Annotated in this window: 16 protein-coding genes; 12 read left to right on the top strand and 4 right to left on the bottom strand. The window is 33.4% G+C overall.

The features are described from left to right. Positions 1–2 precede the first annotated feature (2 nt). Complete coding sequence (locus tag AAON49_RS09765) at positions 3–452, top strand: GreA/GreB family elongation factor (protein WP_349554337.1); 450 nt, start codon at positions 3–5, stop codon at positions 450–452. Here AAON49_RS09765 and AAON49_RS09770 read toward each other — a convergent pair. The 4 genes from AAON49_RS09770 to AAON49_RS09785 all read right to left on the bottom strand — a co-directional run bounded on the left by AAON49_RS09770 (position 408) and on the right by AAON49_RS09785 (position 6122). Continuing rightward, positions 408–1349 carry an ABC transporter ATP-binding protein gene (locus AAON49_RS09770; RefSeq protein WP_349554338.1) on the bottom strand — a complete coding sequence of 314 codons (942 nt, stop codon included), beginning with the start codon at positions 1347–1349 and terminating at the stop codon, positions 408–410. The genes AAON49_RS09765 and AAON49_RS09770 overlap by 45 nt on opposite strands. 56 nt (positions 1350–1405) lie before the next feature. Next, a complete protein-coding gene (locus AAON49_RS09775) occupies positions 1406–3481 on the bottom strand; it encodes a M13 family metallopeptidase (RefSeq protein WP_349554339.1) in 2076 nt (691 codons plus the stop codon). Positions 3482–3497: 16 nt separating this feature from the next. Then, the gene (locus AAON49_RS09780) at positions 3498–5657 is read right to left on the bottom strand and encodes a prolyl oligopeptidase family serine peptidase (RefSeq protein ID WP_349554340.1); all 2160 of its coding nucleotides are present in this window, start codon (positions 5655–5657) and stop codon (positions 3498–3500) included. Between the two features lie 93 nt (positions 5658–5750). Next, complete coding sequence (locus tag AAON49_RS09785; protein WP_349554341.1) at positions 5751–6122, bottom strand: DoxX protein; 372 nt, start codon at positions 6120–6122, stop codon at positions 5751–5753. 137 nt (positions 6123–6259) lie between these two features. On the opposite strand from AAON49_RS09785, the gene trxA reads away from it, so the two are divergent. The 11 genes from trxA (at position 6260) to atpH (ending at position 14790) form a co-directional block, all read left to right on the top strand. Continuing rightward, a complete protein-coding gene (trxA, locus tag AAON49_RS09790) occupies positions 6260–6619 on the top strand; it encodes a thioredoxin (protein WP_349554342.1) in 360 nt (119 codons plus the stop codon). 110 nt (positions 6620–6729) lie between these two features. Further along, positions 6730–8199, top strand: coding sequence for a DUF5687 family protein (locus AAON49_RS09795; protein ID WP_349554343.1), 1470 nt, complete (start codon positions 6730–6732; stop codon positions 8197–8199). Positions 8200–8225: 26 nt separating this feature from the next. Continuing rightward, positions 8226–8921: an ABC transporter ATP-binding protein gene (locus AAON49_RS09800; protein ID WP_349554344.1), complete on the top strand. Its 696-nt coding sequence runs from the start codon at positions 8226–8228 to the stop codon at positions 8919–8921. Positions 8922–9013: 92 nt separating this feature from the next. Continuing rightward, positions 9014–11221, top strand: coding sequence for a type IX secretion system periplasmic lipoprotein PorW/SprE (gene porW, locus AAON49_RS09805; RefSeq protein WP_349554345.1), 2208 nt, complete (start codon positions 9014–9016; stop codon positions 11219–11221). A gap of 6 nt (positions 11222–11227) precedes the next feature. Further along, on the top strand, positions 11228–11641 hold the full coding sequence (locus tag AAON49_RS09810) for a bactofilin family protein (protein ID WP_349554346.1): 414 nt from the start codon (positions 11228–11230) through the stop codon (positions 11639–11641). A gap of 34 nt (positions 11642–11675) precedes the next feature. Continuing rightward, on the top strand, positions 11676–11828 hold the full coding sequence (locus tag AAON49_RS09815; protein WP_502942947.1) for an AtpZ/AtpI family protein: 153 nt from the start codon (positions 11676–11678) through the stop codon (positions 11826–11828). Continuing rightward, a complete protein-coding gene (locus tag AAON49_RS14420; protein ID WP_502942948.1) occupies positions 11825–12229 on the top strand; it encodes a DUF6168 family protein in 405 nt (134 codons plus the stop codon). The genes AAON49_RS09815 and AAON49_RS14420 overlap by 4 nt, the downstream gene beginning before the upstream one ends. 67 nt (positions 12230–12296) lie before the next feature. Continuing rightward, entirely contained in the window at positions 12297–13433 is a 1137-nt protein-coding gene (atpB, locus tag AAON49_RS09820) for a F0F1 ATP synthase subunit A (RefSeq protein ID WP_349554348.1), read from the top strand. A gap of 29 nt (positions 13434–13462) precedes the next feature. Next, on the top strand, positions 13463–13651 hold the full coding sequence (gene atpE, locus AAON49_RS09825; protein ID WP_349554349.1) for an ATP synthase F0 subunit C: 189 nt from the start codon (positions 13463–13465) through the stop codon (positions 13649–13651). A gap of 73 nt (positions 13652–13724) precedes the next feature. Continuing rightward, positions 13725–14225 carry a F0F1 ATP synthase subunit B gene (locus tag AAON49_RS09830; protein ID WP_349554350.1) on the top strand — a complete coding sequence of 167 codons (501 nt, stop codon included), beginning with the start codon at positions 13725–13727 and terminating at the stop codon, positions 14223–14225. Between the two features lie 7 nt (positions 14226–14232). Further along, positions 14233–14790, top strand: coding sequence for an ATP synthase F1 subunit delta (gene atpH / locus AAON49_RS09835; protein ID WP_349554351.1), 558 nt, complete (start codon positions 14233–14235; stop codon positions 14788–14790). Positions 14791–14800: the final 10 nt, after the last annotated feature.

Below are 14800 nucleotides of genomic sequence, written 5' to 3' on the forward strand. Positions count from 1 at the left end.
AAATGAACCTTAAACAACAGCTTTACCAACAATGTATTGATTATGTTCAGCAACGTTTGGCTACAATTGAAAAAACAATACAATCGCATCAGAAGGCGTTGAGTTCAGAAACCAAAAGTTCTGCAGGAGACAAACATGAAACCGGTAGAGCTATGTTGCAATTGGAAATGGAAAAAGCAGGGCAACAATTAGCTTCGGTTCAACAAATGAAAGAGATTCTAGCTAAAATAGACCCATCCAAAAAATCTTCTATTGCAAGTTTAGGAACAATTGTTACAACCAATTTAGGAAGCTACTTTTTAAGCATAAGCGCAGGGCAATTAAAAGTGAATCAAGGCGTGTTTTTTACTATTTCGCCTTCCTCACCAATCGGAAAACTCTTGTTAGGAAAGAAAGAAGGAGAGGCGCTAATTTGGAACGGAAAAAAAATCGAGATTCACCAAATTTCCTGACACTAATGTCTCTTGATTCTGAACAAAAATTATTTGACCCTTATAGTCAACCTCAATCAACCAATAAAAACCTTTGTAATAAGAATTCTTTACCACAGCTTTGTCATCAGAAACCTCTACAATCTTAATCTGATGAGGATAAAAAAGTTGTTTTTTACCATCAATTACAATCTCATTTACATCATCAAATAAAGCAGCAATATAATGCTCTTTAGGTTTCTGATATAATTCTTTAGGCGATCCAAGCGCTAGAATCCGGTGATCTTTAATTACAATCATTTTGTCGGCAAAGGACAAAGCATCATTTCCATCATGCGTAGCTACAATACAGGAAATGTTCTTCTCCTTTAAGTATGAAAATAGTTTTCTTCTTAAGGAATTCTTCTTAAAATTATCGATTTGACTAAAAGGCTCGTCCAACAAAATTAATTCAGGTTCTTTAGCCAAAGCCCTAGCAATAGCTACTCGTTGTTGTTGACCTCCACTCAAATCTTTTACTTTTTGTTTGGCAAAAGACTTCATTTCTATCACTTCTAACAATTCTAAAGTTCTTTTCTTGGAACCTTCTGGGTGAGAACGAGGTAAGAATTTTGCAATGTTTTCTTCTACTGATGTAAAAGGCATGAGGTCAAAATCTTGAGCTACATATTTAAAAAAATCCATTCCAGGAACCAAGTGAAAAGCAGGTCCTAAAATTTGTTTCTCTTTCCAAAAAAGAGTGCCCTTATCTAAGTCTAACAATCCATAAATAGCTTTTAACAGAGTAGATTTTCCACTTCCACTTTCTCCCATTACACATAAATGTTCTCCAGAAGCTAGCTTGAAAGAAAGATTTTTTAAAACCTCTTTACCACTATCACTATGATAACGAAAGGATATATTATTGACTTGTAGCATAAAAAAACCGCGAACTATTTAAAATAATTCGCGGTGTAAATTTACAGATTAAAAGATTACCAAATGGCAACTCTTTCTTCTGGTTTGATATACATTTTATCTCCTTCTACAATATTGAAAGCTTCATAAAAAGCGTCAACATTTAATAAAGGAACGAAAGCTCTAAACATTCCTGGTGAATGAGGGTCTGTTTTTACTTGATTCTTTAACGCCTCAGGACGTGACTTGGTTCTCCAAATTGTTCCCCAAGACATAAAGAAACGTTGCTCTGCAGTGAACCCGTCAATAGGCTCTGGTCTTCCATTTTTCTCGTAAAAGATTTGCAGCCCTTCATAAGCAGCTTTAATTCCCCCTAAATCACCAATGTTTTCACCTAAGGTAAATTTTCCATTGATTTTCACATCATCAATCACTGTGTATTCACTGTATTGATTTGATAATTTTTCACCTAAAGCAGTAAATTTCTTTAAATCATCTTCAGTCCACCAATTGTTTAAGTTTCCGTCACCATCAAAACGAGATCCAGAATCATCAAAGCTATGAGAGATTTCATGACCAATTACCGCTCCAATTCCACCATAATTTACAGCTTCATCAGCTCTATAATCGTAGAACGGAGGTTGTAAAATAGCGGCAGGGAAAACAATCTCATTATTTACAGGATTAAAGTAAGCGTTTACAGTTTGAGGAGACATTCCCCATTCAGTTCTGTCTACTTCTTTACCCATTTTAGCAATGTTTTCTTGGAATCCCCACTTGGCAACATTGATAGAGTTTTCAAAGTAAGTACCTCCTTCTTTAACACCTTTAATGTCTAAAGCAGAATAATCTTTCCATTTGTCAGGATATGCAATTTTCACTGTAATTTTGCTTAGCTTTTCTAAAGCCTTTTTCTTAGTTTCTTCACTCATCCATGGTAAGGCATTGATTCTTTTTTCGAAACCTAACAATACATTATCAATCATTTCCTCAGCTTTTTTCTTAGCTTCTGGAGGGAATTTTGCGTCAACATATAATTTACCTAAAGCTTCACCAATTGCTCCATTTACATTTCCTAAGGCTCTTTCATCTCTTGGGCGTTGTTTTTTAGCTCCTCTAAGGTCTCTGGCATAGAATTCCCAATTTGCTTTTTCAAGATCTGTTGTCAAGATTCCAGCAGCAGTATTAATTAAAGTCCAACGTAAGTATAACTTAATGTCGTTAATTGAGCTGCTGTTCATGATATCATTCATCGCCTTCAAGTATTTAGGCTGCGTAACAATTACCTTATCTATATCACTAACACCAATGCTGTTAAAATATTTCTTCCAGTCAATAGTTGGAACTAATTTTGATAACTCATCAAGATTCATAGGGTTGTATAACTTACGAACATCCCTTTGCTCTTCTTTAGTTAACTGAGGAGTAGCTAAGCTAGTTTCGAACGCTAAAATTTTAGCTGCATCTTTCTTTGCAGATGCTTCATCGCTACCAAATTCTTGCAACATTCTTGCAATATGAGCTTCGTATTTTCTTCTTTTCTCCTTAGTGTCTTCATCCTGATCAACATAGTAATCTCTTGTTAATCCTAATCCTCCAGGGAAAATATAACCAGCATTTATATTACTATTTTTTAAGTCGTTAAAAACTTGAAAACCGAAGAAACCAGCACCTCCATAAGGAGTAAGGTTGATTAAAAACTCTTCTAAGTCTTTTAGGTTTTTTACCTCATCAATTTTTTCTAAGAAAGGTTTTACAGGATCAATTCCTTGTTCATTTCTTGCAACGGTATCCATAATAGACTGGTAATAGTATACCGCTTTTTGTTGATCTGACGGCTTTAAGTTTCCATCAGCATCTTTTAATTTAGGAAAATCATCTTTTTCTATTGCATCAGCAAGGATATTTAAAACATCAGCGTTTGTTTCTTTTCTAAGTTTGTTGAAACCTCCCCATGAAGTTTGATCATCAGGAATTTTTGTGCTGTCTAGCCAACGACCGTTTACGTATCGGAAGAAATCGTCATTAGGGCGAACACTTGTGTCCATGTTTTCTAAGACAATTCCTACACTTTCTTTTTTTTCTGGCTCGCACGCTACAAAAACAAGAGCTGTTAAGGCAGAAAAAAGTAGGGTTTTTCTAATTGAATTCATTTCTGTTGGTTTTTATTTATGATTTGATTTTTGATTTAGGTGGGTTTGGTAATTTATCAAAGCCCATATTAAAAAGGGTGAATCCGAAAATATCGGAATATTGTTCAATTGTTTTTGCTACGGGAGTTCCCGCGCCATGTCCAGCATTGGTTTCTATTCGAATCAATACAGGATTATTTCCTGTTTGTTTGTCTTGTAATTCAGCTGCAAATTTAAAGCTATGAGCAGGCACTACACGATCATCATGATCTCCTGTAGTTACCATTGTGGCAGGATACTCTACACCTTCTTTTACATTATGTACAGGCGAATATCCTTTTAAGTATTCAAACATTTCTTTGCTTTGCTCTGCCGTTCCATAATCATAAGCCCATCCAGCTCCAGCTGTAAACGTGTGATAACGAAGCATGTCTAACACTCCCACTGCTGGTAATGCAACACGCATCAAATCTGGTCTCTGAGTCATTGTAGCCCCAACTAACAAGCCGCCATTAGAACCTCCTCGAATAGCCAAATAATCTGAAGAAGTGTATTTTTTTTCAATTAAATACTCAGCAGCGGCAATAAAATCGTCAAACACATTTTGTTTTTGCATTTGAGTCCCAGCTACATGCCATTTCTTTCCGTATTCACCTCCACCACGTAAATTAGGCACAGCGTATATTCCTCCTTGTTCCATCCAAACAGCATTTGTAATACTAAAGCTAGGATTCAAGCTAATATTAAAACCACCATAACCATATAAAATAGTTGGGTTTTTCCCATTAAGTTCAACACCTTTTTTATGAGTGATAATCATCGGAACCTTGGTTCCATCTTTAGAAGTGTAAAACACTTGTTTACTCTCATAATCATTTGGATTAAAATCAATAGAAGGTTTCCAGTACAATTCAGATTCGCCAGTTTTAATATTAAATTTATAAATGCTTGAGGGCGTATTGTAATTGGTAAAAGAGAAGTAATCTACAGTTGCGTCTTTTTTTCCGCCAAATCCTCCAGCATTTCCAACCCCTGGAAGTTTGATTTCTCTTATAAGTTTACCATCAAAATCGTATTGTAAAACTTTAGAAACAGCATCTACCATATATTCAGCAAAGAAATAACCTCCTCCTGTAGAAGGACTTAATACATGTTCGGTTTCAGCAATAAAATCTTTCCAGTTTTCTGGAGTAGGGTTGTTTGCGTCTACTGTCACAATTTTCTGATTAGGAGCATTTAAGTTGGTTACTAAATACAATAAACTACCTTTATTATCTATGACGTATGTATCGCTATCAAAGTTACCTACAACTGTAATTAATTTACTGTTTTTCTTTGTTAGGTCTTTAATAAATAGCTTATTTCCTGACGTGGAAGTTTGTGCTTGAATAACCAGATATCGATTGTCTTCTGTTAAGTAAGCAAAAACATATCGGTGCTTTTGAGCGGCTGTTCCTCCAAAAATAACTTTGTCATCTTTTTGAGAAGTGCCAAGTTTATGATAATACAGTTTATGTTGATCTGTTTTCGCAGAAAGCTCACTTCCTTTTGGCTTATCGTAACTAGAATAATAGAAGCCATCATTTTCTTTCCAACTGATTCCAGAGAATTTTACATCTACTAAAGTATCTTCTTTAATCTTTTTACTTTCAACATCAATAACGATGATTTTTCTCCAATCGCTACCTCCTTCAGAGATAGAATAAGCAGCGGTTTTACCATTTTTAGAAAAAGACAATCCGCTTAAAGAGGTTGTGCCGTCTTCAGAAAAAGTATTTGGGTCTAAAAAGACCTCTTCTTTTCCATTGTCTCCTTTTTTTCTATAAACTACATATTGATTTTGTAACCCATCATTTTTATAGTAATACGTATAATCGCCTTCAACAAAAGGAGAGGTGATTTTTTCATAATTCCATAGTTCCGATAAGCGATCTTTTAGTTGTTCGCGATAAGGGATTTGACTCAAGTAATCAAAAGTCACTTCATTTTCTGTTTTTACCCAAGCTTCTGTTTCTTTACTTTGGTCGTCTTCTAGCCAACGATAGTTATCTACTACTTCGGTGCCAAAATACGTGTCAACAACTGGTTTTTTAGTAGTTTCTGGATAGCTCACAGCAATCTCTCTTTTATTAGATTCTTCTTTACACGCAGTAAATATAGTAACAGCGCAAAGAACAGGAACGATTAATCTTTTCATTGTGTACGTAATTAATTGGCTTCTAAATTAGTATAAAAAAAACCTCCTATGTTACATAAACAGGAGGTTTTAACAGAATTTAACGTTTATTTTTTACTCAAAGAGCGATTTAAATCGATCCCAATTGGTGTAAATTAAGAATAAGTTCAGCACCGCTACTATTGCGGCAAATAAAATTCCTTCAGGTGCATACTTTAAATGAAAAGCCACAATATTGAAAGAAACTGGAACTAAAATAATTAGAGCAAAAGGCACAGCTCGATTGATAACTAAAAGTAATCCAGCTAAAATGTAAACAACTCCCAATGTTGGAAATATGTAGCCACTTCCTCCTAAAGCTCCCATAAAAGCCCCAGCGGCTTCAGGAAGATCAGGGTTAGGCATAAAATGAAAAAATTTGTTAGCTCCAAAGACTAACATCGCTAAACCTAAAAGGTAACGAGCAATCATTGCGATTGAATTCATAGTGTAAAGTGTTAGTTAATAATTAGTTAGGACTTCAATTTACAAAAAATAAAATTGGTTGAAATTCACATTCATTTCAGGATGTAATTTTCCTGAGTAAAAAACGTCTAACTTCGCACAATACAAGGAAAGAAAGTATGACAGAGTTATTAACGAAGCAAACCTTTTTAGAAAAGGTCTTCAATTATGAAAAAAACAAAGAATGGACTTTCGAAGGGAAAGTTCCTGCGATTATAGATTTTTATGCAGATTGGTGTGGACCATGCAAAATGATTGCGCCTATTTTAGAAGAGTTAAGTGAAGAATATGGTGACAAGATTAATATTTATAAAGTAGACACAGAAAAAGAACAAGAGTTGGCTGCTGCATTTGCAATCCGTAGTATTCCATCGATGTTGTTTATTCCTATGGATGAGCAGCCTCAGATGGCAACAGGAGCTTTACCAAAACAAAACCTCAAAGAAATTATACAACAAGTACTTAAAGTTGAAGAATAAGAGAAGCCGAGTTTTACTCGGCTTTTTTTGTTTGTTAAAAAAAGAAGATTTGTTGTAACAAAAATGGTAAATTGGTAACTAATTGTTATTCAAACTAATTTAACCACTCAATGATTGCACATTTTATTCGCCTAGAATGGAAACAATATTTCCGTTCATCATATTGGCAAACGGGAATTGCCTTAAAGATAATCATGGGCTTTTTTGCTCTTATGATGTTAACTTATCTTCTGTTGTTAGGAACGTTTTCATTCAAAATTATTGAAGAGTTATTTCCAAAAGAAGACCCTTTTCAATTAGTGAATTCGTATCTTTTATATGCTATTGCAATGGACCTGATTTTTAGGTACCTGATGCAAAAGCTTCCAATTATGAACATCAAACCGATGTTAGTTTTACCAATTAAGAAATCGAAACTAGTCCATTTTGTATTGAGTAAATCAGCGATGACATTTTACAATATCATGCCATTGTTTTTTTACATTCCATTTACGGTACAATTAATACGAAAAGGATATGATACAAATGGAGCATTGGGGTGGTTCTTAGCAATGTTTTTAATTGTTCAATCAATAAACTTTATTAATTTCTTAATTAATAAGAACAACCTTGCTTTTTGGTCGGCGGTTCTCGTTGTGGGGGGCTTAGCTTTATTACAGAGATTTGAAATTTTTGATGTAACAATTTATAGTAAGCAGATATTTCAAACGATATATGATCAACCAATATTATCTCTCATAGGAATCCCCTTGCTAATAGTTTTCTATTATTTGAACTTCAAGCAATTGGTTAATCGTGTATACTTAGACGATGTTGTTTCTGCAAAAACTAAAGAAGCGAATTCTAAAGACTTGTCTTGGGCAAACCGTTTTGGAAATGTAGCTCCTTTTCTTAAGAACGACATTCGCTTAATTTGGAGAAATAAAAGACCTAAAACAGTATTCTTAATGTCTTTTTTCTTTGTGGCTTATGCATTGATATTTTTTACACAAGAAGTTTATGAAGAGAAAATGCCAGCATTTCTAGTCTTTGCTTCAGTTTTTACAACAGGAGGGTTTGCTTTGAACTTTGGGCAGTTTATTCCGGCTTGGGATAGTTCTTATTATAAAATGTTAATGAGCCAGAATATTAAATACAGATTGTTTTTAGAATCTAAATGGTATTTAATGGTGGTCATGACTGCCGTACTATATATTTTAAGCGTTCCATATATCTACTTTGGTATCGATAAGTTTTTAATGATTACCGCAGGAGCAATTTTTAATATTGGTTTTAATTCATTGTTCTTATTGTATGCAGGGTCGTTTAACAGAAAGCGAATTGATTTAGAGAAAAGTGCTTTCGCCAACTATCAAGGAACCAGTGCTACACAATTTATCATCATTCTTCCTATTCTAGGATTACCAATGTTATTGTTCTGGGTATTTAGCTCTTTAATCAGTTTTAACGCTGGAATAATTGCAATAGCTGCTGTAGGTATAATTACAATTATCTTCAAAAACTACTTCATGGGCTTGATTGAGGCGAAATATATTCAAGATAAGTATGCTGCCATTCACGCTTTTGGAAAAAAATCATAAACAATACAGACTTTAAAGAAAACATCATGATAGAAACAAAACAGATATCAAAAAAATACGGACAAGCCGAAGTGCTTAACATCGACTCTTTAGATATTCCTAAAGGGCAAAGTTTTGGATTGGTTGGAAATAATGGGGCGGGAAAAACAACGTACTTTAATTTGCTGTTGGATTTAATTAGACCCACAACAGGAAAAATTACAAACAACAATGTTGTAGTAAATGAAAGTGAAGAATGGAAGAATTTTACAGGGTCATTTATAGACGAAACTTTTTTAATTGGTTATTTAACACCTGAAGAATATTTTGATTTTATTGGAGACCTAAGAGGAATGAATAAGGCAGATGTGAACTCCTTTCTTTCTCAATTCGACGAATTCTTTAACGGAGAAATTATTGGAAAGAAAAAGTACTTAAGAGACCTCAGTAAAGGAAACCAGAAGAAAGCAGGAATTGTTGCTGCTATGATGGGAAACCCTCAAGTTGTGATTTTAGATGAGCCTTTTGCAAATCTAGATCCAACTACGCAAATCCGATTGAAAAAAATATTAAAAACCTTAACTGAAGACCGAGAAATAACAGTTTTAGTATCTAGTCACGATTTGAGTCATGTAACGGAAGTTTGTGAAAGAATTGTGGTGTTAGACAAAGGAATTGTTGTAAAAGATATTCAAACTTCGGAAGAAACACTCAAAGAGTTAGAGAGCTATTTTTCTGTATAGAGAAATAAATCTAAGTTTTATTCCTATTTTTACGCTCTTATTTGCAATATTTTCATGCTGAAACTGTTGTAAATAAGAGTTTTTTGCTTTTAATGAAGAATATTCAAAAAATAGGATTTTTAGGACTTGTGTTTTTAGTAGTTTCCTGTAGTACAAGAAAGGATGCTTTTTTAAACAGAAGTTTCCATTCTGTAACTACCAAATACAATGTTCTCTATAATGGGAAAGTTGCTTTTCAGCAAGGAATAGATGGCATCAACTCTAGCTATGAGGATGACTATTGGCAATTACTTCCTATAGAACCTATCAAGTTTAAAGGAAATGTTGTTGCAGCTCCAAAGTTCAATTCTGGTTTTAGCGGACCTGGTGCTCCAGGAGCACCGATAAAAAACAATAACAACAGCTCAGCATCACCTTTTGAGAAAGCAGAAGAAAAAGCGGTAAAAGCCATTCAAAAACACTCGATGAATATTCGAGGAAGAGAGAAAAATAAACAAATTGATGATGCGTATTTATTACTTGGAAAATCTAGATATTATACAGAACGATTCATTCCTGCGATAGAGGCATTCAACTATATCATTGCTAATTATCCAAAAGCTAGCCTGATTAATGAGACGAAGATTTGGAGGGCCAAGGCCAATATTAGAATTGATAATGTGGAGCTAGCTATTGAAACGTTAAAGATTCTTTTAAGACAGCAAGAACTTCCAGAACTAATTCAAGAGGAAGCACATACAGCGTTAGCAATGGCTTATATGAAGATGGATAGCATTCATAGAGTAAAAGAACATCTTTGGTTGGCTACAAACACTTCTAAAAACAAGGTACAGCGAGCAAGAAACATGTATGTTTTAGGTCAGCTGTATACTATAGAAAAGAACAAAGATTCTGCAACATTGGTTTTTGAAAACCTAGTCAACTTTAAAAAAGCACCGTATAAATATAGAATACACGCCAATATTGAACTGGCAAAAAACTCAACGTCAGATTCTTCAACGGTTGCGTTATTAGAAAGATTTAAAAAACTAATAAGAAATAGAGACAATCGCCCTTATTTAGATGCTTTGTACTATCAAGTCGCTGCTCTTGAAGAAGGAAGAGATAGTATTGTAAGAGCAAAACAAAATTACAACTACTCCTTAAGAGCTAAAAATGGAACCGCAAAGCAAAAGACGTTTAGTTATGAGAAATTAGCAGATCTTTATTTCTCTGAGTTAGACTATGTAACTGCAAGTTCTTATTATGATAGTGTTCTTATAACTGCCAAAGACAAACAAACGCTTCGAATAAAAAAGATAGAGAGGAAAGCTAAAAACTTAGCTTCGCTAAGAAAGTATGAAGAAGTACTGAAAATCAATGATAGTATTTTATCATTTGTAGCTATGCCTGAAGAAGAAAGAAAAAAATATTTCCAGAGTTATATCGATAAGATTAAAAAGAAAGATGAAGAAGAGGCTCAAAAAAAATTAAATGCTATTTCTTTCGGAAATGCTTTTGGAGGAACTCAAGCTCAAAAGAGCAAAGGAAAATGGTATTTCTATAATGTTCAATCACTAGGATTTGGAAAAGGAGAATTTGAAAGAGTTTGGGGAACAAGAGCGTTAGAAGATAATTGGAGATGGTCTGAAAAAATCAGTAAAAAAGAAAATGAAAAAGACGATGTAGTTATCAGTCAAAAAATAGCGAGATATGAGATTTCTACCTACCTTAAGTCAATTCCTTCAGAACAAAAAGAAATAGACTCCTTGGTTTACGATAGAAACAAAGCTCTTTTCGAGTTAGGGTTGATATATAAAGAACAGTTCAAAAACACTCCTAAAGCAATATCAAACCTTGAGCGACTACTACAATCAAAGCCAGATAAAGAACTCATTTTACCTGCAAATTACCATCTATATCAAATCTATTTAAAAGAAGGAGATTCTAAGGCTGAAACTTATAAAAATGTAGTTTTAAACGATTATGCAGACACACCTTTTGCTAAGATTATTTTAAATCCAGAAAAAGAATTAGCAAAAGAAGAAGAGGTTGATGAAATCTCAGATTTATACTCAATTGCCTATAATCTTTACAAAGACGAATCTTTTGAAGAAACGGTTTGTTTTATCACAGAGATGTTGCCAACCATAGAAGAATCTACTTTAATTCCTAGGTTTTATCTTCTAAAAGCCTATGCCATAGGAAAATATCAAAAAAAAGAATCTTATATTGCAGCCCTTGAAAAAGTTGCGGTAGACTATCCGCAAACAGAACAAGGAAAGAAAGCATTAGAATTAATAAAAAGACTAAAACAATAATCCCCCATGTTTAGTAGTAAAGAAAAAACCAAAAAACCGAAAGTGATGGAAAGAAATGTTGTCGCAAAAAACACTTCGATTGTAGGAGATATTAGCTCAGAAGGAGATTTCAGAATTGATGGAACCTTAGAAGGAAACTTAAAGACCAACGGAAGGGTTATTATTGGAGCAGAAGGATTCATCAAAGGAAAAGTAGAATCTACCAATGCAGATATTGAAGGAAAATTTTCTGGAGAGTTGCTGGTTCAAGAAGTGTTAACTATCAAAGCTTCGGCAAACATTTCTGGAGAAGTAATCATCGGAAAGTTATCTGTAGAACCTGGAGCTACATTTAATGCTACATGTGCGATGAAAGGAACTGTAAAAGAACTGAATCAACATGAGCAACAAGAAAGAACCCTCTCAGAAAAAACAGCTTAAAAACTTTGCGTCATTTTTTGGAATTGGTGTTGAGATGGGGGTTATTATTTTTTTAAGCAACCTTCTAGGACAATATTTAGACACCAAATTTCAAAAGTCGTACCTTGAAAATTTAGTAACATTAATTGGTGTTTTTTTAGCAATGTCCTTAATTATTTATCGAGTTAATCGATTTAATAAGAAATGAATAAAAAATTCTTGATTTATATATTATCATTTGCTGCAGGTATGTTTTTGATATACCAAATTCATATTAAGCTTTTCACTTTTTCTATTCCATTCGCAAAGTTTTTAAAATTAAATTATATCTATTTAGCAAGCTTTACTGTAATTGTGTGTTTTTCTCTCGTTTTTTTGCATGGAAACACTAAGTTTAAACACCGATTAGGCTTTTTATATCTGTTTAGCGTTCCTCTTAAAATAATTTTCTTTATTGTTTTTTTCAAAAGACAATTTTTTGGCCAAAATTTTAATTCAACAAAAGAACTACTTAATGTGCTGATTGTCATATTTTTAACTTTGTTTTTCGAAACACTTTTTGTTAGTAGACTTTTAAATAATTCTAATGCTGCAAAAAATGTAGAATAAGGTGTTTTTACACAGAAAATATTAACTATATTTGCGCCGAAATTAAGACACCTCAACTAGGATTAAAATGAATCACAAAAAAATTAAACTAGTATTTAAATTAACTATCACTCTAAGTCTTATTTTTTTCACTTCTCAAGTGACTTTTGCTTCAGGGGATAAGAAACAATCTCATGACGAACAAAAGGTAAATCCGGTAAATACACCTGAAGAGATTAGTGATTACATTAAACATCACGTAAAAGACTCGCATGATTTTCATTTATTTTCATATTTCTCTGATGACAAGGAACACCATGTAGGTTTTCCTCTACCAGTTATGTTATGGGGAAAGAATGGTTTTACAGCTTTTATGTCTTCCGAATTTCATCACGATGATCAAGGAAAAGTTGTAGTTAAAAAAGGAGAAAGCAGTTTTGTTAAATTTCATGGAAAAATTTATGAACTTAATGAGGGGGCTACTTCAGTTGTTTTTGATGAAGAACACCATCCAATAAATGCATCTAAACCAATAGACTTGTCTATCACAAAAAGCGTTTTTGGAATTTTAGTCTTCGGCCTGTTAATGTTCATTATGTTTAGAGGTCTTGCAAAGCAATATAAAACGAAGCAAATACCTACAGGGTTCGGGAGGGTTTTAGAACCATTGGTGTTGTATGTTAGAGATGAAATTGCTAAACCAAATATTGGCCCAAAGTATAATAAATTTACAGGGTACTTAATGACAGTGTTTTTCTTTATTTGGTTGTCTAATCTAATGGGACTTACACCATTTGGTTTTAATGTAACTGGGCAGTTGGCTATTACAGCTGTTTTAGCAATTTTAACCTTTGTGGTTTATATGGCCTCAAGTAACAAACACTTTTGGTCTCATCAACTTTGGATGCCTGGGGTTCCTTACTTGTTAAGACCAATTTTAGCAATAATAGAATTAGCAGGTACACTACTTATCAAACCATTTTCACTAATGGTTCGTTTGTTTGCTAATATTACAGCCGGTCATATTGTAGTTATGAGTTTAATAGCTATTGGAATGACAATGCAAAAAGAGTTGACAATTTATGGTTCTACCATATTATCATTAATACTATCACTTTTTATAACATTAATTGAAGTGCTAGTAGCATTTCTTCAGGCATATATATTTACAATGTTGTCTGCATTGTTTATAGGTATGGCTGTTGAAGAAGCAGAACATCATTAAAAGAAAAGTTTAATTATAAATCAAAAACTATGTATAATTTAATTGGAGCCGGATTAATCGTTATCGGAGCTGGAATTGGACTAGGACAAATTGGTAAAGGAGCAATGGAAGGTATTGCACGTCAACCAGATTCTTATGGAAAAATCCAAACCGCGATGATTATTATCGCAGCATTATTAGAAGGTCTTGCATTTGCAGCGATTTTCTTAGGAAAGTAATTTCTGAAAAATCATTTCCTGCAACGGTTGGTTGTGGGAAATGATTATTATTTAAAGGTTTATAATAAAAGATATGGAACAATTACTAGAAAATTTCTCATTAGACTTGTTTGTTAAGCAAACAATATTATTTCTCATACTTATATTTTTAATGGTAAAGTATGCATGGAAGCCAATTACTAAAGCTCTAAATGAAAGAGAAGAAGGTATTAAAAGTGCTCTAGATTCTGCTGAAGAAGCAAAGAAAGAAATGGAAAACTTACAGGCAAACAATGAGCAATTGTTGAAAGAGGCAAGAGCAGAAAGAGATGCGTTAATGAAAGAAGCTCGTGAGATTAAAGACAAAATGATCTCTGATGCAAAAGATGAAGCGAAAGAAGTAGCAGCTAAGTTAATTGAAAATGCACAAGCATCTATAGAGCAAGAAAAGCAAGCTGCATTGTCTGAATTAAAAAATCAGGTTGCTGAATTGTCTATTGGAATTGCAGAAACTGTAGTGAAAAAAGAATTAGCATCTAAAGACGATCAACTAAAATTAGTTGAAGGTTTATTACAAGATGTTACGTTAAAGTAATCTTAGTATGAAAGGAACAAAAGCTGCATTACGTTACGCAAAAGCAATTTTAAACCTTGCAAAAGAATCTAACAAAGAGTCTGATGTAAACAAGGATATGGCATTAGTTGCCGCTACGATTGCAGAGAACGATGAGTTAGATGTAATGCTTAAAAGTCCAGTAATAAAAGCTGAAGATAAAAAGAACGTTTTAAAAGCTGTTTTTGAAGGCAAAGTAACAAACATTACAACTGGATTGTTTCTTTTGTTAGAAGAAAATAAGCGTTTAAGCATTTTAGAAACGGTTGCTAAACAATACACCATTATTTACGACCATCTAAAAAGCATCGATATTGCCAAAGTTACTACTGCTGTACCATTAACTGCAGCTATAGAAAAGCAAGTAATGGCTAAGATTGTAGAAATTACAGGAAACAAGGCAAGTTTAGAAAATATTGTAAATCCAGACATTTTAGGTGGATTTGTTTTACGTGTGGGAGACGTGCAGTACGATGCAAGTATCTCAAATTATTTAAATGAATTAAGGAAGGAATTTGATCACAGCGATTACATTCCAAAAATTTAATTATACATCA

The organism is Pseudotenacibaculum sp. MALMAid0570, assembly GCF_040151415.1.
In the GTDB taxonomy this organism is placed as follows: Bacteria; Bacteroidota; Bacteroidia; order Flavobacteriales; family Flavobacteriaceae; genus Polaribacter.